This window comes from Mycobacterium sp. OAS707, from assembly GCF_014873705.1.
Classification (GTDB): Bacteria; Actinomycetota; Actinomycetes; order Mycobacteriales; family Mycobacteriaceae; genus Mycobacterium.
Window position 1 is genome coordinate 207,266 of the sequence record NZ_JADBDS010000001.1, and the last position, 18,305, is coordinate 225,570.

Annotated in this window: 17 protein-coding genes; 2 read left to right on the plus strand and 15 right to left on the minus strand. The window is 66.4% G+C overall.

What is annotated here, in order from left to right; all coding sequences use genetic code 11:
* Positions 1-39: 39 nt before the first annotated feature.
* The 3 genes from meaB to mutA are packed head-to-tail and all read right to left on the minus strand — an operon-like array spanning position 40 to position 5,047.
* On the minus strand, positions 40-1,029 hold the full coding sequence (gene meaB, locus GGC64_RS00995) for a methylmalonyl Co-A mutase-associated GTPase MeaB (RefSeq protein ID WP_192720598.1): 990 nt from the start codon (positions 1,027-1,029) through the stop codon (positions 40-42).
* Positions 1,030-3,255 (minus strand): methylmalonyl-CoA mutase, encoded by a 2,226-nt coding sequence (gene scpA / locus GGC64_RS01000; protein ID WP_192720599.1) that lies wholly within the window; start codon positions 3,253-3,255, stop codon positions 1,030-1,032.
* A 1-nt stretch (position 3,256) separates the two neighbouring features.
* Complete coding sequence (gene mutA / locus GGC64_RS01005) at positions 3,257-5,047, minus strand: methylmalonyl-CoA mutase small subunit (protein ID WP_192720600.1); 1,791 nt, start codon at positions 5,045-5,047, stop codon at positions 3,257-3,259.
* A gap of 100 nt (positions 5,048-5,147) precedes the next feature.
* Between mutA and GGC64_RS01010 the strand changes: the two genes are divergently transcribed.
* On the plus strand, positions 5,148-5,894 hold the full coding sequence (locus GGC64_RS01010) for a TVP38/TMEM64 family protein (RefSeq protein WP_192720601.1): 747 nt from the start codon (positions 5,148-5,150) through the stop codon (positions 5,892-5,894).
* Between the two features lie 5 nt (positions 5,895-5,899).
* On the opposite strand, the gene GGC64_RS01015 is transcribed toward GGC64_RS01010, so the two are convergent.
* Together GGC64_RS01015 and GGC64_RS01020 are read right to left on the minus strand one after the other, a co-directional pair.
* Positions 5,900-7,126 carry an SPFH domain-containing protein gene (locus GGC64_RS01015; RefSeq protein ID WP_192720602.1) on the minus strand — a complete coding sequence of 409 codons (1,227 nt, stop codon included), beginning with the start codon at positions 7,124-7,126 and terminating at the stop codon, positions 5,900-5,902.
* 32 nt (positions 7,127-7,158) lie between these two features.
* Positions 7,159-7,590, minus strand: coding sequence for an NfeD family protein (locus GGC64_RS01020; RefSeq protein ID WP_192720603.1), 432 nt, complete (start codon positions 7,588-7,590; stop codon positions 7,159-7,161).
* A gap of 59 nt (positions 7,591-7,649) precedes the next feature.
* Between GGC64_RS01020 and GGC64_RS01025 the strand changes: the two genes are divergently transcribed.
* On the plus strand, positions 7,650-8,495 hold the full coding sequence (locus GGC64_RS01025; protein WP_192720604.1) for a hypothetical protein: 846 nt from the start codon (positions 7,650-7,652) through the stop codon (positions 8,493-8,495).
* On the opposite strand, the gene GGC64_RS01030 is transcribed toward GGC64_RS01025, so the two are convergent.
* The 10 genes from GGC64_RS01030 to GGC64_RS01075 all read right to left on the minus strand — a co-directional run bounded on the left by GGC64_RS01030 (position 8,461) and on the right by GGC64_RS01075 (position 18,283).
* Entirely contained in the window at positions 8,461-9,483 is a 1,023-nt protein-coding gene (locus tag GGC64_RS01030) for a ferrochelatase (protein WP_192720605.1), read from the minus strand. The two genes, GGC64_RS01025 and GGC64_RS01030, sit on opposite strands and share 35 nt — an antisense overlap.
* Positions 9,484-10,293, minus strand: a complete 810-nt coding sequence (inhA, locus tag GGC64_RS01035) for an NADH-dependent enoyl-ACP reductase InhA (protein WP_192720606.1) — start codon at positions 10,291-10,293, stop codon at positions 9,484-9,486.
* Between the two features lie 19 nt (positions 10,294-10,312).
* The gene (gene fabG1, locus GGC64_RS01040; RefSeq protein ID WP_192720607.1) at positions 10,313-11,029 is read right to left on the minus strand and encodes a 3-oxoacyl-ACP reductase FabG1; all 717 of its coding nucleotides are present in this window, start codon (positions 11,027-11,029) and stop codon (positions 10,313-10,315) included.
* Between the two features lie 80 nt (positions 11,030-11,109).
* A complete protein-coding gene (locus GGC64_RS01045; RefSeq protein WP_192720608.1) occupies positions 11,110-12,117 on the minus strand; it encodes a VWA domain-containing protein in 1,008 nt (335 codons plus the stop codon).
* A gap of 24 nt (positions 12,118-12,141) precedes the next feature.
* Entirely contained in the window at positions 12,142-13,149 is a 1,008-nt protein-coding gene (locus GGC64_RS01050) for a VWA domain-containing protein (RefSeq protein WP_192720609.1), read from the minus strand.
* Positions 13,150-13,172: 23 nt separating this feature from the next.
* Complete coding sequence (locus GGC64_RS01055) at positions 13,173-14,120, minus strand: DUF58 domain-containing protein (RefSeq protein WP_192720610.1); 948 nt, start codon at positions 14,118-14,120, stop codon at positions 13,173-13,175.
* Complete coding sequence (locus tag GGC64_RS01060) at positions 14,117-15,265, minus strand: MoxR family ATPase (protein ID WP_192720611.1); 1,149 nt, start codon at positions 15,263-15,265, stop codon at positions 14,117-14,119. Before GGC64_RS01060 ends, GGC64_RS01055 begins: the two co-directional genes overlap by 4 nt.
* Positions 15,266-15,439: 174 nt before the next feature.
* Positions 15,440-16,138, minus strand: a complete 699-nt coding sequence (gene ripB / locus GGC64_RS01065) for an NlpC/P60 family peptidoglycan endopeptidase RipB (protein ID WP_192720612.1) — start codon at positions 16,136-16,138, stop codon at positions 15,440-15,442.
* The gene (gene ripA / locus GGC64_RS01070; RefSeq protein WP_192720613.1) at positions 16,132-17,520 is read right to left on the minus strand and encodes an NlpC/P60 family peptidoglycan endopeptidase RipA; all 1,389 of its coding nucleotides are present in this window, start codon (positions 17,518-17,520) and stop codon (positions 16,132-16,134) included. Before ripA ends, ripB begins: the two co-directional genes overlap by 7 nt.
* 214 nt (positions 17,521-17,734) lie before the next feature.
* Positions 17,735-18,283, minus strand: coding sequence for a DUF6676 family protein (locus tag GGC64_RS01075; RefSeq protein ID WP_192720614.1), 549 nt, complete (start codon positions 18,281-18,283; stop codon positions 17,735-17,737).
* Positions 18,284-18,305: the final 22 nt, after the last annotated feature.

An 18,305-nucleotide genomic window follows, 5' to 3' on the forward strand; every position in this document is an offset into this window, starting at 1 on the left:
TTTACCTGCAACCCCGGCAAATAAACGAAGTGTTACCAATTAGTTAGATCCCTGCACGTCAGCCGCATCGAGCAGCTGTTGCGCAGCAAGCGCGGGGGTCAGCTCGCCGTCGCGCACCTGGCGTTCCACCTCGGCGCGGATCTTCCGCACGGCCGGATGCGACAGCACCCGGTCCAGGACGGTGTCGCGAACCATCGACCATGTCCAGTCCACCTGCTGGGCTCGCCTGCGGGTCTCGAACTCCCCCGCGTCGGTGAGCACCTGGCGGTGTTTGAGCACCGTGTCCCACAGCTCGGTGAGGCCGCTGCCCTCCACCGCGCTCATGGTGAGAACCGGTGGGCGCCAAAGGGTTTCGCGTGGGTATATGAGCCGAATCGCTCCTGCGAGCTCGCGCGCCGCCTTCTTGGCCTCGGCCGCGTGCTCACCGTCGGCCTTGTTCACCACCACGATGTCGGCGAGTTCGAGCACGCCCTTCTTGATGCCCTGCAGTTGGTCGCCGGTCCGCGCCAGCGTCAGGAACACGAACGTGTCGACCATGTTGGCCACGGTCACCTCTGACTGCCCGACACCGACGGTCTCGACCAGGATCACGTCGAAGCCGGCCGCCTCGAGCAACACGATGGTTTCGCGGGTGGCCTTCGCGACGCCGCCGAGCGTGCCCGAAGTCGGCGACGGCCGGATGTACGCGTCGGGATGCACCGCGAGCTGAGCCATCCGGGTCTTGTCACCGAGGATGGAGCCGCCGGTGCGGGTGGACGACGGGTCGACGGCCAGCACCGCGACCCGGTGGCCCTGCTCGATCAGATACATGCCGAGCGCTTCGATGGTCGTCGACTTGCCGACACCGGGCACCCCGGTGATGCCGACGTGCATCGCGCCACCGGCTTCGGGCATCAGCTCCAGCAGCAGTTGTTGAGCCTGCTCGCGATGATCCGGGCGGGTCGACTCGACCAGCGTGATGGCCCTCGGCAGGGCCGCGCGGTCGCCGCTGCGGACGGCCGCCGCGAGTTCTTCGGCCGGGGTGGTCATCTAGCCGAGGCGGTAGCCGAGCCGCTCGGCCAGCTTCTGCAGCAGGCCGATCGCGGCGTCGGCGATGACTGTGCCCGGCGGGAAGATCGCCGTCGCACCGGCGGCATACAGCTCGTCGAAGTCGCCGGGCGGGATGACGCCGCCGACGACGATCATGATGTCGGGCCTGCCCACCTCGGCGAGCGCGTCGCGCAGTGCCGGCACCAGCGTCAGGTGCCCGGCGGCCAGCGACGACACTCCGACCACGTGCACGTCGTTGTCGGCGGCTTGGCGCGCCACCTCTTCCGGAGTCGAGAACAGTGAGCCGACGTCGACGTCAAAGCCGATGTCCGCGAACGCCGTTGCGATCACCTTCTGACCGCGATCGTGCCCGTCCTGGCCCATCTTGGCGACCAGGATCCGGGGTCTGCGGCCGTCGGCCTCGGCGAACTTCTCGACCAACTCTGTGGCGCTGGAGATATTGCTGACCTTTCCGACTTCGTCGCGGTAGACCCCGGCGATGGTACGGATCTCGGCCTGATGGCGCCCCCAAACCCTCTCGAGCGCATCGGAGATCTCGCCGACGGTGGCCTTGGCCCGGGCCGCGTTGATGGCCAGTTCGAGTAAGTTGCCATCACCTTCGGTGGCCGCCCGGCTCAGCTCGGTCAGCGCGGCCTCGACGGCGTTCGGGTCGCGGTCGGCGCGTAGCTGCTGCAATTTGGCGATCTGTTCGGCGCGCACCCTGCTGTTCTCGACCTTGAGCACCTCGATCTCGTGGTCTTCGTCAACCTGGTACTTGTTGACGCCGATCACCGGCTGCTGCCCCGAGTCGATGCGGGCCTGCGTGCGCGCGGCCGCCTCTTCGATCCGCATCTTGGGGATGCCGTCGCTGATCGCCTGCGCCATGCCGCCGTGCTCGTTGACCTCTTCGATGTGCGCGCGCACCTTCTCGGCCAAATGATGGGTGAGCCACTCCACGTAGTACGAACCACCCCACGGGTCGATCGGGCGTGTGGTCCCCGACTCCTGCTGTAGCAGCAGCTGAGTGTTTCGCGCGATGCGTGCGGAGAAGTCGGTCGGCAGCGCAAGCGCCTCGTCGAGCGCGTTGGTGTGCAGCGACTGGGTGTGCCCCTGGGTGGCGGCCATCGCCTCGATGCAGGTGCGCGCGACGTTGTTGAACGGATCCTGCGCCGTCAGCGACCAGCCAGAGGTCTGCGAATGTGTGCGCAATGAAAGCGATTTCGCGTCCTTGGGGTTGAACTCCGCGACCAGTTCGCTCCACAGCAGCCGGCCTGCGCGCAGCTTGGCGACCTCCATGAAGAAATTCATCCCGATGCCCCAGAAGAACGAGAGCCGGGGCGCGAACTTGTCGATGTCCAGGCCCGCGTCGAGTCCCGCCTTGATGTACTCGACACCGTCGGCAAGGGTGTACGCCAGCTCCAAATCGGCTGTGGCACCGGCCTCCTGGATATGGTAGCCGGAGATCGAGATCGAGTTGAACTTCGGCATCTTGGTGCTGGTGTAGCCGAAGATGTCGGAGATGATCCGCATCGACGCCTTGGGCGGGTAGATGTAGGTGTTGCGGACCATGAATTCTTTGAGGATGTCGTTCTGGATGGTCCCGGCCAGCTTCTCCGGCACCACTCCCTGTTCCTCTGCTGCCACCACATACAGCGCGAGGATCGGAAGCACTGCGCCGTTCATGGTCATCGAAACCGAGACCGTCGACAGGTCGATGCCGTCGAACAGCTGGCGCATGTCGAGGATCGAATCGATTGCCACACCTGCCATTCCGACGTCGCCTTGCACGCGCGGGTGGTCGGAGTCATAGCCTCGGTGGGTCGCAAGGTCGAATGCGACCGAGAGACCCTTTTGGCCTGCGGCGAGGTTGCGGCGGTAGAACGCATTCGACTCTGCAGCGGTGGAGAACCCGGCGTACTGGCGGATGGTCCACGGCTGATTGACGTACATGGTCGGATACGGACCGCGGATGTAGGGCGCCTCGCCGGGGAAACTGTTCAGCGGGTAGCCGGCCTCGACGGCGGCATCGCGGTCTGCGCCGATGTACACCGGCTTGACGTCGATGCCCTCAGGGGTGGCCCAATCCAATTGGTCCGGGGTGTAGCCGTGCGCGGCGGCCGCGGCTTCGACGTGCTTGGCGACGGCGGCAGCGGTGGCCGGCGCGCTGTTCTGCTCGCCGTGCAGTGGTACGTCGGCGAAACTGCCGATTCCAGTGGTCGCGGTCACCTCAGGCCCCCAATCGGGTGAGCAGGTCGGACAACACCTCGACCGCGTCGATCTCTGCGGTCACATAGCCGTCGGGTTTCGAATCAGCCTCGGCCACAGCCTTTTCCGGGCCTGCGAGCAGGACGTGCGAAACGCCGGCCTTGCGCGCGGACTCGACGGCCGCCGAGGCCTCTGCGGCGTAGCGAGCGTCGGTGCCGCAGATCACCGCGACTTTGGCTGCCGCGTCCTCGGTGACCGCCTCGATGCCGCCGGAGGCCAGCAGGTTGGTCGCGAATGTGGTGCGAATGTTGTGTTCGGCCAGCGGCCCGAGCGGCAGCAGCAATACCGTCGGCCGCGATCCGGTCTTTGCCAGGAACGCGTCTGATCGTTCCCGCAGCGCCTCGAAGCCCGCGGCGTAGCGCACCACGTTCTCCAGGGAATCACCTTGCGGTAGTGGAGGTTCCGCCAGGTTCGGATACTCGTTGACGCCGGTGATCGCGGTGCGCCGATGCGCGATGTCGTCGGCGCGGCGCTCGGCCACCTCGGTGATCTGTGCGACGACATAGTCGCGGGCGGTCTCGAAGCCCCCGCGGGATTCGATGTCCTGGAAGTGTTTCCACGCCTGCTCGGCCAGGCTCTTGGTGAGATCCTCGACAAACCATGAGCCGCCCGCGGGGTCGAGCACCCGGCCGATGTGCGACTCCTCCAGCAGCAGCAGTTGGGTGTTGCGGGCAATACGGCGCGCGAAACTCGCTGCGGTGCTGGGGAACCCACCGGGTATGGCGACGTCGAACGGGTGAACCAGCACGGTGTCCGCCCCGCCTGCGCCCGCGGAGAACGCCGCCACTGTGGTGCGCAGCATGTTCACCCAGGGATCGCGCTGCGCCATCATCGGCAGCGACGTGACCGCATGCACCCGGGCGGCTCCCGCGTCGGGCTCCCCCACCACCTCTGCCACGCGGGCCCACAGCCGGCGCGCCACGCGCAGCTTCGCGATGGTCATGAATTGGTCGTCGTCGGCGGCGAACCGGAAACTGAGCTGTCGCAGTGCATCCCGCGGTGCGATGCCGCCGTCCCCGAGCGACCGCAGATACCCGACGGCCGCGGCGATGCTGCCCGCCAATTCCCAGGATGCGCTGGCGCCGAGATTGTGGAACGCCGGGCCGTCGACGGTGATCGCGCGCACGCCGCCGTCGTACCCGGTGGCCTTCGCGGCCACGGCAACGACATCGGCGAGGTTCGCCGTGGCGCGCCCGCTCAGCGGCGCGGTCAACGGGTCGGCACCGAGATCCACCGAAAGCCGCGAGCGCTGGTCGTCATCGAGATCGGTCAACAGTGCCAGCACCGCATCCGATGCGGCGACGTAGTCGGCACCCGCGTCGAGCACGATCGGCACCAGATCGAGGAACACACCGTCGAGCAGCCGATCCAGCCCCGAGCCGCCGACGCGCAGCACCAGCGCGCTTACGCCTTCGGTCAACGCAACCAGCACAGCGCCGTTCGCGTCGGCCGGCGAGGATCCGTCGACAGGAAAGACTTCGGCAACCCGCCAGCCGGACTTGACGTCGCGCAGCGCATCGCCACCGCGCACGAACGGCCACTGCCCCGGCAGTGCCGGTTCCGGCAGCTCGTCGAGCGAGGTGTAGAGCGGGCGGACCGGAAAACCTTCGTAGGTCAGCGAGTCCAGCAGCCGCTCAGGCTCGGCGGGCAAATCCGCGGGGTCACGCCGGGTGCTCTTGGCAAGGACGCCGGCTACCGCCGAGCGCCACTTCGCGACATCGGAATCCGTAACACCGGGTTTCTGCACAGCCATCAGGCTAAATGATCGCCATCACAGCAGCGCCTGCCGGTTGGCCGACTCACACCGACGCGCAGAACGTGTCGCCGCCGCGCGGGCCGTAGTGTGGGTAGGCATGAAACCCGTCGTCAGCACCCTGCGCGCGCTGCGTGCTGCGGTGATTTCCACGGCGTCGACGGTTTCGCCCCGCCGCTTCATCGCGATCCTGACAGCAATTGTGATTCTCGTCGCAGTCGCCTGGCTGGTGCCGCTGCCGACAGCCATTCAGCTGCGTGATTGGGTGAAAGCGGCCGGTCCGTGGTTCCCGCTGGCGTTCCTCGCGGCACACATTGTGATGACGGTCTTCCCGTTTCCCCGCACCGTGTTCACACTCGCCGCAGGCCTGCTCTTCGGGCCCTACCTAGGTGTGCCGCTGGCGGTGCTGGCCAGCACGGTGAGCGCTGTCATCGCGCTGCTGTTGGTGCGCGCCGCAGGCTGGCAACTGAGCCGGCTGGTCAAGCACTCCCGGGTGGAGTCCGTCGACGCGCGGCTACGCGAGCGCGGCTGGCCGACGGTGATCTCCATGCGAATGATCCCGGCGATGCCGTTCTCGGTCGTCAACTACGCGTGCGGGGCATCCGCGGTGCGCGTACTCCCGTACACACTGGCCACCGTGGTGGGTCTGCTGCCAGGCACCGCCGCCGTCGTCATACTTGGCGACGCGCTCACCGGGCACGTCAGCCCGCTGCTGTTCGTGGTGTCGCTGTGCACCGCGAGCATCGGCATCGCGGGGTTGGTCTACGAGATCCGTATCCACCGCCGCCATCACCGCGACCGGCTCGCCGACTCGGCTCCCGACACCGAGCCGGCGATCACCGGTTGAGTCGACTAGCCGCCGTGCCGTCCAGGCGCCTGCGGCGGCCCGTCCTGTGGCTGCTGTGACAGCGGCGGATACTGCATCGTCGGCATGGTGTCGTGCGGCAGCGGCGGCGGCGGCAAGGCGCCGATGCCCGATGAGCCACGCGCGTCCGCCTCGGCCTTGGCGACGGCCTGCGCGATCGCCGGGTCTGTCTGCGTCGTGAACCACTCGGCGACCTCGTCGGAATCGTCTTCTGGCGCAGGCAGATCCTCCTCTACCGGAGACGGGGTGTAGCGGAATACACCGTCAGAGCCCGGGGCGCCCAGCATCTTGGTGAAGCCCTCCAGTGCCGACCCGAAGTCGCTGGGCACCAGCCAGACCTTGTTCGCCTCGCCCTTGGCCATCTGCGGAAGCGTCTGCAGGTACTGGTAGGCCAACATCTCCGGGGTCGGCCTGCCCCTCTTGATCGCAGCGAAGGTCTTCTCGATCGCCTTCGCCTGGCCCTGTGCCTGCAGGTAGGACGCGGCCCGTTCGCCCTGGGCGCGCAGCATGCGCGACTGCCGATCGGCCTCGGCCGCGAGGATCGCCGCTTGCTTGGCACCCTCGGCCGCGAGAATCTGCGCCTGCTTCTGGCCTTCGGCCTGCTTGATCGACGCCTCGCGGGAGCCTTCCGCGGTCAGGATCATGGCTCGCTTCTCGCGGTCGGCGCGCATCTGCTTTTCCATCGAATCCTGGATCGACGGCGGCGGGTCGATGCTGCGCAGCTCTACTCGTGCCACCCGAAGACCCCATCGGCCGGTGGCCTCGTCGAGCACGCCGCGCAGCTGCCCGTTGATCTGATCGCGCGACGTCAGCGTCTGCTCCAACGTCATGCCGCCGACCACATTGCGCAGCGTGGTGGTGGTCAGCTGCTCGACGCCGACGATGTAGTTGCTGATCTGGTAGACCGCCGCCTGCGGGTTGGTGACCTGGAAGTACACCACGGTGTCGATGTTGACAGTCAGGTTGTCCTCGGTGATCACCGGCTGCGGCGGGAACGAGACCACCCGTTCGCGCAGGTCTACTCTGGCGCGGATTTTGTCGACGAACGGCAGCAGCAGCGTCAGCTGACCGGACACGGTCTTGCTGTAGCGGCCCAGCCGTTCGATGACCGCGGCCTCGGCCTGCGGGATCAGCGCGATCGACTTGGCCACGATGATGGCGGCGAATACCACCAGCACCCCGACCAGGATCAGGCCGGCGACGGCACCTTCCATGACGCGTTCCTTCCTTGGTTGTCCAGTTTTCTCTAGACCACTTTTTGAACGACCGCGGTGGCGCCGTCAATGTGCACGACGGTGACGTGGTCGCCCGGTTCGTAGACATCGTCGTCGTTGTACGGGCGCGCCGTCCAGATTTCGCCATCGAGTTTCACCTGGCCTTCATGGCGCGCCACCCGATCGAGCACCAGCGCGCTCTTTCCCTCGAGCGCTTTGACCGGCTCAGGCAGGCCCTTGCCCGACATGAAATGACGCTTCAGCGCGGGCCGCACCAGCACCAGCAACAGCACCGACACGACCAGGAAAACCGCGCCGTGCACCCAGAAGTCGTCGAAGACCAGACTCGAACCGGCTGCGGCCAGCGCGCCGCCACCGAGCATCAGCAGGAACATGTCGCCAGTGAGCGCTTCGGCCCCGGCGAGGGCCAGTGCGGCGATTAGCCAGATCAGCGGGACGGCCATGCCGCCAGCCTATCGCGTAGCCGACCCAAACAGCCGCTAACAACTACACTGCGAGCATCATGTGGTGCCCCAGTGTTTCCCTTTCGGTTTGGGCCAACGCCTGGCTCGCAGGCGCCGCCGCGCCTGATGATGTCCTCGACGCGTTATCGCAATGGGCGTCAAGGCATTCCGTAACCGCGTACGACTCGGTGGCGGCAGGCCGCACGGGGTTGCCGTGGCCCGACTTAGACGACGCGGGCGCAGTGTCGCTGCTGCAGACCGTGCGCACAGCCGCAGGAACGGGACTCCGCGCACCCGCCATCGGCGTGGTGCTGCCGGTGCCTGGCGATGTGCGCGGACTCCCTGCAGGTACCCAATTTCAGCGCGACGCGGTGACCGCAGGCGAAGCCGTCATCATCGGCCGTGATGCATCAACCGCGGTAGGTCTTGTCCCTGAATTCGAGTACGACGAATTGGAAGACGAGTCCGATTTCGAGCCGGAGCCGACCGCATTGTCGTGGACGGTGTATTCGGTGCCGACGCAGGCCTCTGCCGAATTCGTCGACCTCGGTGAGGCGGAATACGCATTGCGCGCTGCGGTCCGGTCGGCCGCAGATGCATTGGGCGCCATCCGCGCCGCGGGCACCGACGTGGCCGACCCGCGCGGACTCGTCGAGCAAGTACTCGAAGGCAGCAGGGGCCATCGGGTGCCCGATCACGCGCCCACGCGCGCGGTGCGCGTGCTCGAAAACGCCGCTCACATCGACGCGATCGTGACCGTCAGCTCCGGGCTGATCCCGATCGGATTGCAGACGTCATCGGAAGTCCAGATCGCCAGCGAAGCGCTGCGACCGCTGTCCTCGGTGGTGCGATCGGCTCGGATCGCGGCGATCAGCGCGATTCTGCACTCGGCGTGGAGCGGCTAACGCAGTTCGGCGTGCAGACCTCCCCGTTCACCGAAAACCCTTGCAGCGCAGGTGCATCGGGACCGGGCACCCTGGCGGGCTCGCGGCCGTCGCGCAACTCGTCGAGTAGATCGGCGACCAGTCTCGCGAATCGCGGATCGGCGTTCGGCGTCGCCGCCCGTGCGAATGCGATGCCGAGATCCTGGGCGTGGCCGCGTAGCTCGTTGTCCAGGTCCCACACCACCTCGATGTGATCGGCGACGAAACCGATCGGACAGACGATCACGGCCTTGGTGCCGCCCTTGGCAAGTGCCGTCAAATGATCGGCGATATCGGGCTCGAGCCACGGCACCTGCGGCGGCCCGGAGCGCGACTGCCAGACTTGGTCGTAGTCGGCGTAGCCGGCCGCAGTGGCGACCAAGCGCGACGCATAGGCCACCTGACGGCTGTAAAGATCTGCACCACAACGGTTTCGGGCCGCAAGCGGAATCGAATGCGCGGTGAACACCAGGCGCGCGTCCCCGGAAACGGTCTGTGCGGCAGCGCCGATGGCCTCAGCGAACATCTCGACAAACAAGGGGTGGTCGAAGTACTGGCGCAGCTTCACCAGTTCGGGCGCTCCCTCGCCGGCTGCACCCCTGGCCCTGGCGATGTCCTCCACGTACTGCGTGCAGCTGGAGTAGCCGCCCCATGCCGAAGTGGCGAACACCGCGGCCCGACGAATCCCGTTGTCGCGCATGGTCGCGACAGTGTCCTCGACGTAGGGTTCCCAGTTGCGGTTGCCGAAGTAGACGGGTAGGTCGATTTCGGCCTCGAGCGCGCTGATCAACTCGCGGTTGATGCCGTTGATCGGCGACACGCCGCCGAAGTGCAGGTAGTGCTCGGCGACTGAGGCGAGCCGTTCGCGCGGGATACCGCGGCCGCGAGTGACGTTCTCCAGGAACGGCATCACATGTTCGGGCGCCTCCGGTCCGCCGAACGACAGGAGCAGAAGCGCGTCAAAATTCATCTAGAGCAGCTGTGTGCTGGCGCCGCCGTCGGCGTAGATGATGGTGCCGGTCGTCGCGGGCAGCCAATCGGACAGCAACGCGCACACCGTCTTTGCCACCGGCGTCGGATCCTTCATGTTCCAGCCGATCGGGGCGCGTTGATCCCAGCCCTCCTCGAGCAGCTGCATCTGGGCGCCGGCCTCCTCGCCGAGTGCACCGCCGACGATGGCGCTCATCGCCAGTGTCCGGATCGGCCCGGCAGCAACGAGATTCGACCGAACGCCGTATTTACCGGCCTCCCGCGCCACGAACCGGTTCACCGACTCGAGCGCGCTCTTGGCCACGGTCATCCAGTTGTAGGCGGGCATCGCCCTGGTGGGGTCGAAGTCCATGCCGACGATGCCGCCGCCGGAATTCATGATCGGCAGCAGCGCCTTGGCCAGCGAAGCGTACGAGTACGCCGAGATGTGAATGCCCTTGGCGACGTCCTCATACGGCGCGTCGAAGAACGGGTTGATGCCCATGCCGGTCTGCGGCATGTACCCGATCGAGTGCACCACCCCGTCGAGCTTGTTGCCCTCACCGATCACCTCGGTGACCCGGTCGGCCAAAGACGCCAGGTGCTCCTCGTTCTGCACGTCGAGTTCCAGCAGCGGCGCCTTCTCCGGCAGCCGGTCGGCGATGCGCTGGATCAGCTTCATCCGGTCGAAACCGGTCAGCACCAGCTCGGCACCGGCCTCCTGCGCCACCTTGGCGATGTGGAACGCGATCGACGAGTCGGTGATGATCCCCGTTACGAGGATGCGCTTGCCTTCGAGCAAACCTGTCATGTCAAAGTCCTTCTCTCTCTTAGTGGCCCATGCCCATGCCGCCGTCGACCGGGATCACCGCACCGGCGATGTAGCTCGCGTCTTCGGACGCCAGGAAGCTCACGGCCCCGGCGACGTCCTCGGCGGTGCCGACCCGCTTCGCCGGGATGAACTCCAGTGCCCCGGCCTGGATTCGCTCATCCAGCGCGCGGGTCATCTCGGTGTCGATGTAACCGGGTGCCACCACATTGGCGGTGACGCCGGCCTTGGACAGCTCCCTGGAGATCGAACGGGCCATCCCGATCAGACCGGCCTTCGCGGCCGCGTAGTTGGACTGGTTGCCGATCCCCCACATGCCCGAGACCGAACCGATGAAGATGATCCGCCCGAACCGGTTGCGCTGCATGCTGCGCGACGCCCGCTGAGCCACGCGGAACGCCCCGGTGAGATTGGCGTTGATGACGTTCTCGAACCGCTCTTCTGTCATCCGAATCAGGAACGCATCCTGGGAAATGCCTGCGTTGGACACCAGCACCTCGACCGGGCCCTGATGCTCCTCGACCTCCTTGAAGGCGCGGTCGACGGCAGCGTTGTCGGTGACGTCACACACGACGCCGAACAGCCCGTCCGGCGCGCCAGATCCGCGGTGGGTCACGGCGACCTTGTGGCCGTCGGCGGCCAGCCGTTGAGCGATGGCCAGACCGATGCCGCGGTTTCCGCCGGTCACCAGCACGGAACGGGATACGAATTCGGGCATGACCGCCAACTTAGTGCCTGAAGCGCATTCTTAAGAAATCGCCTTACGGCGGGCAGGAGCGCAGCGACATGGGGATATGACTAGTTGGGTAGGCGCCGGTTGATGAACAACGCGCCCAGCGCCGCCAGCGCCAGCACCAACGCGCCGAGTCGCAGCCAGCCCGCGCTCGCGTCGCCCTTGCGGGTTTCGTAGCCGATCTGCTCCTGGAGGTTCGTGAAGACTTCCTTGAGCTGCTCGACATCGGACGCGGTGTAGGACTGTCCATTGGACAGCTGGGCGATCTTCTTCAGCATCTCGTCGTCGACGGGTACCGGCGTCCGCTGGCCGTTCATCTCGACGAAGCCGTACTGGGTGCCGAAGGCCACCGTGGAGATCGGCACGCCCTGATCCTTGGCGGCCCGCGCCGCCGTGTAGGCGCCCTTGGGGTTGTCGGGGTTGGACGGCACCGTCTCCTTGCCGTCGGACATCAACACGATGCGGGCAGGCGGTGGGGTGTCGCCGCCGCCGATCACCGCACCGACGGTGGAGATGGCCTGCAGCGCCGTGAAGATGGCCTCACCGGTCGCGGTGCGGTCGGCCACCTGCAGCTTGTCGATCGCATTCTTGGACGCATCACGATTGGTGGTCGGCGACACCAACACGGTCGCGGTGCCCGCATAGGCGATCAGCCCGAGGTTGATGCCGGGAGTCATCTGATCGACGAACTGCTTGGCCGCCTCCTGCGTGGCCGCCAGCCGGTTCGGTGACACGTCGGTGGCCTTCATGGATTGCGACACATCGACGACGAGCATCACCACCGCACGGTTGCGCGGAATCTTGACATCGTGCGTCGGCCCAGCCATCGCGATGGTGAACAGCACGAGCGACAACACCAACAGGATCGTCGGCACATGCCGCCAACGCGGCGGTCGCTTGGGCGCAACGCTTTCCAGTAGTTCCGTGTTGGCAAAGCGCTGCATTCTCTTGCGGCGCGCCGCCTGCATGGCGAGATACAGTCCGACCAGCCCGAGCACCGCAATGAGGAACAGGAAGAACCACGGGTGGTCGAAACCCGTCAGCGTCATCGGTCCGAGCAACGGTAAAGTCATGTGCCAGTTGTCATTTCAGTTGCGTCAGTCGGGTAGTCGGCGGTTGATCAGCATCGCAGCCAGCGCCGCCAAAGCCAGCACCAGCGCGCCGAGCCGCAGCCAGCCCGCGCTCGCATCGCCCTTGCGGGTCTCGTAGCCGATCTGCTCCTGCAGGTTGGTGAAGACTTCCTTGAGCTGCTCCAGGCTCGAGGCGGTGTAGGCCTGACCGCCCGACAACTCGGCGATCTTCTTCAGCATCTCGTCGTCAACCGGGACCGGCTGGCGCTGATCATTGATTTCGACGTAGCCGTACGGCGTGCCGAATGACACCGTCGAAATCGGCACGCCCTGGTCCTTCGAAGTGCGCGCGGCCGTGTAGGCGCCCTTCGGATTGTCCGGGTTCGACGGCACCGTCTCCTTGCCGTCGGACATCAGCACGATGCGGGCTGGAGGCGGCTCGTCTCCTCCGCCGATCACCGCGCCGACGGTGGCGATGGCCTGCAGCGCCGTGAAGATGCCTTCGCCGGTCGCCGTGCGGTCGGCCAACTGCAGTTTGTCGATCGCGTTCTTCGACGCCTCGCGGTTGGTGGTCGGCGACACCAGCACCGTCGCCGTGCCCGCGTACGCGATCAGGCCGAGGTTGATCCCGGGCGTGAGCTGATCGGCGAACTGTTTGGCCGCCTCTTGCGCGGCGGCCAGCCGGTTCGGCGACACGTCGGTGGCCCGCATCGACTGCGACACGTCGATGACGAGCATCACCACCGCGCGGTTGCGCGGAATGCGGACGTCATGCGTTGGGCCCGCCATGGCGACGGTGAACATCAACAGCGACAACACCAGCAGGATCGCGGGCAGATGCCGCCAGCGCGAAGGCCGTTTCGGCGCAACGCTTTCCAGCAACTCCATGTTCGCAAAGCGCAGCATCCGCTTGTGCCGGGCCACCTGCACCAGCACGTAGAGCGCGGCGATCGCGACGACAGCGATGAGGAAGAGAAAAAACCACGCGTGTTCGAAGCCCGACAGCGTCATCGGTCCGAGCAACGGTAATGTCATATGCCAGTTGTCATTTCGTCGGATTACGTCCGGCCGGCGAGTGCTCCACGGCGGCGGTTGGCGACAAATCGGACGACGTCGGCGATCCAGTCCCGGTCGGTGCGCAGCGAGAGCAACGGTGCGTCGCAACGCCGTAGCGTGCGCGCCACCTCGGCACGATGGGCGGCCGCGGCTTTCTCGAAGTCGTCGCGCAATTGCGCGTCGATAGTGAACTCCCGGGTCACCCCGCTTTCAGCGTCCTGCAGGATGACGTCGCCCACGTCAGGAAGTTCCACATCCCGGGGGTCGAGGATCTCGATGCCGAGCACCTCGTGTCGGCCCGCTATCGCCCGCAGCGGACGCATCCAGTTGATCGGCCCGAGGAAATCGCTGATGATCACCGCCATGCCGCGGCGCCGTTCCGGACGCCGCAGCGCGTCGATGGCGGCGGCCAGCTCGCCGCGTACCCCCGTCGGTGCCTTCGGCATTGTCGCGATGGTGCGCAACAGTTCCTGCTCGTGCATGCGGCCCGACAGTGCCGGAACGCGCCGCACCGAGTCGCCGTTGGCGATGATCGCACCGATCCGGTTACCGCCGCCGCTGTTGAGGAACGTGATCGCAGCCGCGGCCGCGACCGCCAGATCGCGCTTTTCGCAACCGGTGGTGCCGAAGTCCAGGCTGGCCGACATGTCGACCACCAACCACGTCTCGAGCTCACGGTCGGCGATCATCTGACGCACATGCGGGTGAGTGGTGCGCGCGGTGACCGACCAGTCCATCCTGCGTACGTCGTCGCCGGGCTGGTAGAGCCGCGACTCCCCCGGCTCGGACCCCGGCCCCGGCAGCAGCCCGAGGTGGTCGCCGTGCAGCACGCCGTCGAGCTTGCGGCGCACGGTCAGTTCCAGCTTGCGCAGTGCCGCCGTCAGCGCTGGGTCACGAATCTCCCCGCGCTTGAGCGACGGCAGGTCGACCCCTCGTCTGGAAGTAGTCACCGATTACCGGCGGCAGCCGCTGCTGCCGGCATGACCGGCTGCACCGAATGACCTTGCTGCGGAATGGCATTCACCTGCGGGAGCGCCACCGTCTGCAGGATCCGGTTGATCACGGTCTCCGAAGAGATCTCGTCGGCCAGCGCGTCGTAGGTGAGCACGAGCCGGTGCCGCAGCACGTCGGGGATGACCTCGACGACGTCCTGCGGGATCACGTAGTCGCGGCCACGCACCAGTGCCAGCGCGCGCGAGGCCGCGATGATGCCGAGGGACGCACGCGGCGAGGCGCCGTAGGCGATCCACGCCTTGGCGTCGGGCATGCCGAACTTCTCGGGGTGCCGGGTCGCGGTGACGATGCGCACCACATAGTCGACGAGCGCGTGGTGCACGAAGTTGTTGGACGCCACGTCCTGCAGGCGCAGCAGATCACCGGGGGCCAGGATCTGCTTGGGCTCCGGCGGCTTGACGCCCATCCGGTACACGATCTCCCGCTCCTCCTCCGGAGTCGGGTAGTCGATGTTGAGCTTGAACAGGAAGCGGTCGCGCTGCGCCTCGGGCAGTTGGTAAACACCTTCCTGCTCGATCGGGTTCTGCGTGGCCATCACCAGGAACGGGGCCGGCAACGGGAACGTCTTGCCGCCGATCGAGATCTTGCGCTCGGCCATCACCTCGAGCAGCGCCGACTGCACCTTGGCGGGTGCACGGTTGATCTCGTCGGCGAGCAGGAAGTTGACCACCACCGGACCGAGTTCGATGTCGAACTCCTCTTTGCCCTGGCGATAGATCCGGGTGCCGACGATGTCGGTTGGCACCAGGTCAGGGGTGAACTGGATGCGGGCGAACGTGCCGCCGACGACCTTCGCGAAGGTCTCGACGGCCAGCGTCTTGGCCACCCCGGGCACGCCTTCGAGCAACACGTGCCCCTTGGCGAGCAGGCCGACCAGCATCCGCTCGACCAACTGATCCTGGCCGACGATGATCCGCTTGACCTCGAAGATGGCGCGCTCGAGGGTGTGCACCTCCTGCTGCAGGCCTCCGTTGTTCGGCGGCGCGGCGTGGGAGGCGGGGTTACCGGGGTTGTAGGCCTGTGTTGGGGCCTGTCCGGAATAACCTCCAGCGCCCTGCGGCGGCCCACTCGGTGAACTCATCAACGGTCCTTCCAGATCTGTTAAGACGCTGGTCGCAGCGGCGTCGGCCGGAGTTGGCCGCACGCTCGCCGTCAACTATTCCAGGCAGTCCGGAATCCGTCGACGTTGCCCAGCGAAGTGTCGCCTGGTCGAACGGCATTCACCAGGAGTGCTCAGGTTTAACTCAGGCCACGCTCAGCTTTCGATAATTCTCGCGGCGTACGGCTGCAGACCCCCCTGCCGCACTGGACTGACCGTCACGTGGCCTGCGGCGCTCGACGCTTCCAGCATCCGCCCGCCACCCAGGTACAGCGTGACGTGCTGCGTGCCGCCGGGGCCGTAGAACAACAGGTCGCCGCGTTTGGCCTGCGACAGCGGCACCTTGCGGCCGGTGTTGTATTGGTCGCCGGAGTACTTGGGGATCAGCACGCCGACGCCTGCGAACGCGTAGCGGGTGAATCCGGAACAGTCGTAGCCGATCTTGCCCGCATCTTCGTCGACGCCTGCGCTCGGACCGTTCGGCGTGCCACCGCCCCAGGAGTACGGCACACCCATCTGGGAGGCGCCGCGGCGGATCACGTACTCGATCGCCTGCGGACCACGCACGCGCGCGCCCGGGGAAACCGCTCCTGTGCTTGGCGAGCCGCCGAGGCCGATGCTGGCGAGGAACTGCTGGCCCAGATTCTGTGTCGTTTGAAGGGCCACCTGCGTCGCCTGAAACGACGCGTTGGCGATCGCGACGGGATCGCCGGGCGCACCGGCGCTGAGGATCTTCGGCAGCGTCGGATCCCATTGCCCGTCGTCGGGGGCGGCGATCGCGGGTGCAGCAAGGCCAAGCAGCAGCGCGACGGCGATCAGTAGTCCAATTGTTATGCGGCGCAGAGGATTCACCATTCGATCATTCGAGTCACGTACGGGGTCATGCCGCTGGTGCGCACCGGCGAGATCTTCACCACGGACCCCGTGTACGGAGCCTCGAGCATCTGACCGTCACCGAGGTACATCGCGACGTGCTGGCTGGCGTTGGGCCCGTAGAAGATCATGTCGCCACGACGCATCTGCGACGACGGGACCTTGCGGCCCGCGTTGTACTGCGAGCCCGAGTAGTGGTCGAGCTTGATGCCGACGCCTGCGAACATGTACAGCATCAGCCCCGAACAGTCGAAACCGACTGTGCCGGCACCGGAATCGATGCCGCGGCTCGCGCCGGCGGCGTTGCCGCCACCCCACGAGTACGGCGTGCCCCGCACCGCGAGGCCGCGGTTGATCACGTACTCGGTCGCCTGGCGGCCATACACGCGCGGAATTGCGCCGTTGGTGTAGCCGCTCGGCGTCGGCACCAGGCCGATCTTCTGCAGGAAGCCGCGACCCATCTGCTGGGTCACCTGTGCCGATGTCGACGCGTAACCGAGGATCGTGTTGATGATCGCGATCGGGTCACCGCTGACGAACGCGCTCGGGATCGCAGGGAGAGTGGGATCCCACAGCGAATCCCACTTCTGACCGCCCCCATCGCGTGCCCCCGGCGCCCGATCCCAGTTCGCGTTCGGGTCACCGACGCGCGCCGCAGCGGGCTGGGCCGCAGGCGCACCGGTTGCGGGGGCCGACCAGTTGCGCGCGTCCTCGAGCTTGGCCTGCGCCGCGGCCCGTTCGGCGGTCAACTGATCGAGTTGGGACTGCTGGTCCTTGAACGTCTGTTGCGCGGTGGTGAGCGCCGAAACAGCGGTCTGCTGACTGGCTTCGGCGTCGACGACGGCCTTGTCGGCGTTCTGCTTCGCCAACCGTGCGGCCGACTCCTTGTTCACCTGCTCGGTGCGGGCCCGCTGGAGATCGGTGATGATCTGCTGTGAACTCACTGCCAGTGTCTGACCGGCCGCCGCGGTCGACAGGATGTCGGCAGGATCGGTGGCCGTCAGATAGGAATCCGAAGGACCGCTGACATATGTTGCGGCAGCGAAGGTGTCGAATCGCTGTTGGGCCGCTGCGATCGCGGCGTTCGCCTCCGAGACGCGCTGTGCGCTTGCGTCCACTTCCTGTTGTGCGGCCGCGGCATTCTCGCGCGCTGTCTGCACATCGACGATCGCCTTGTTGACGCTTTCCTGTTGCGCCTGAATCGAGGCGCCGAGGTCTTGCAGCTTCTGATTGGCGTTCGCCACAGCCGCGACAAGCTCGCCGAGGGTGTCCGAGCTGGCGGGCTGCCCGACCGCCAGGCCAGGAGTCGCGAGCAGCATGCCGATGGCAAGCATCACCGCGCGGACCCGAGGGTTGCGTCTCATCCGACCGTGTCTCCTATGGCTCGCACGCTGTGTGCAGTCACAACAATCACAACTGCAACATCAGCCACCGATTGCACGGTACGTCACATCTGACGCTAAGGAAACTTTAGTCACAAATTACAAGTCTGTAATTGAATGTAGCGTTATCCCGCTGTGACTTTTCTATTTGCAATACGGAAGCAGAAACGCGCCAAATGCGCTGCCAGAGGGGTTTTTACGGCTGTTCGCGGCGCGCTCTGATTTGTAACGCGCGGGTGGCGACGACCGCTGCAATCACCGCCAGCACGAGCACAATGGTGAATGGCGTCCACGGGAAATGTTGTGTCGTCAACTCGCTGACGAAATTCTTCGAAGACTGCACCGCATCGCCGGTCTTGGCGACGTCCTGACCCGCCTCGAGAGTCACCCGGTCATAGGTCGGGCTGTAAGTCCCCGCCCACCCGGGGCTGATCACCAAAACGGTGGAACCGGGGTACGCCTTGCCGACCGCGGTGGCGACATCGCGCAGCGGGGTGTCGATCGGCGGGCTCTGGTCCATCACGACGATCTTGAGATCGATGCCTTTTTGCTTGGCGTCGGCGACCACGCCGGCGAGGCCGGCCTTGTCCTGGCTGGCCGACGCACTCACGCCATCGTCGCGAACATCGGCGAAGACGAGGTTCATGCAGGCGTCCGGCGGGGTCGCCGGGTCCTGCCCGACCGTCGCGCATACCTGAGGCGGGATGTACGTCGGCAGAAACGGGAGCACGTGCGGTCCGGTCACACGGGCACGGTACGCGATGAGT

Coding starts and splice junctions, on each gene's coding strand:
- meaB (WP_192720598.1), bottom strand. CDS start 1,029: ATGACCACCCCGGCCGAAGAACTCGCGGCGGCCGTCCGCAGCGGCGAC.
- mutA (WP_192720600.1), bottom strand. CDS start 5,047: ATGGCTGTGCAGAAACCCGGTGTTACGGATTCCGATGTCGCGAAGTGG.
- GGC64_RS01010 (WP_192720601.1), top strand. CDS start 5,148: ATGAAACCCGTCGTCAGCACCCTGCGCGCGCTGCGTGCTGCGGTGATT.
- GGC64_RS01015 (WP_192720602.1), bottom strand. CDS start 7,126: ATGGAAGGTGCCGTCGCCGGCCTGATCCTGGTCGGGGTGCTGGTGGTA.
- GGC64_RS01020 (WP_192720603.1), bottom strand. CDS start 7,590: ATGGCCGTCCCGCTGATCTGGCTAATCGCCGCACTGGCCCTCGCCGGG.
- GGC64_RS01025 (WP_192720604.1), top strand. CDS start 7,650: ATGTGGTGCCCCAGTGTTTCCCTTTCGGTTTGGGCCAACGCCTGGCTC.
- GGC64_RS01030 (WP_192720605.1), bottom strand. CDS start 9,483: ATGAATTTTGACGCGCTTCTGCTCCTGTCGTTCGGCGGACCGGAGGCG.
- inhA (WP_192720606.1), bottom strand. CDS start 10,293: ATGACAGGTTTGCTCGAAGGCAAGCGCATCCTCGTAACGGGGATCATC.
- fabG1 (WP_192720607.1), bottom strand. CDS start 11,029: ATGCCCGAATTCGTATCCCGTTCCGTGCTGGTGACCGGCGGAAACCGC.
- GGC64_RS01045 (WP_192720608.1), bottom strand. CDS start 12,117: ATGACTTTACCGTTGCTCGGACCGATGACGCTGACGGGTTTCGACCAC.
- GGC64_RS01050 (WP_192720609.1), bottom strand. CDS start 13,149: ATGACATTACCGTTGCTCGGACCGATGACGCTGTCGGGCTTCGAACAC.
- GGC64_RS01060 (WP_192720611.1), bottom strand. CDS start 15,265: ATGAGTTCACCGAGTGGGCCGCCGCAGGGCGCTGGAGGTTATTCCGGA.
- ripB (WP_192720612.1), bottom strand. CDS start 16,138: ATGGTGAATCCTCTGCGCCGCATAACAATTGGACTACTGATCGCCGTC.
- ripA (WP_192720613.1), bottom strand. CDS start 17,520: ATGAGACGCAACCCTCGGGTCCGCGCGGTGATGCTTGCCATCGGCATG.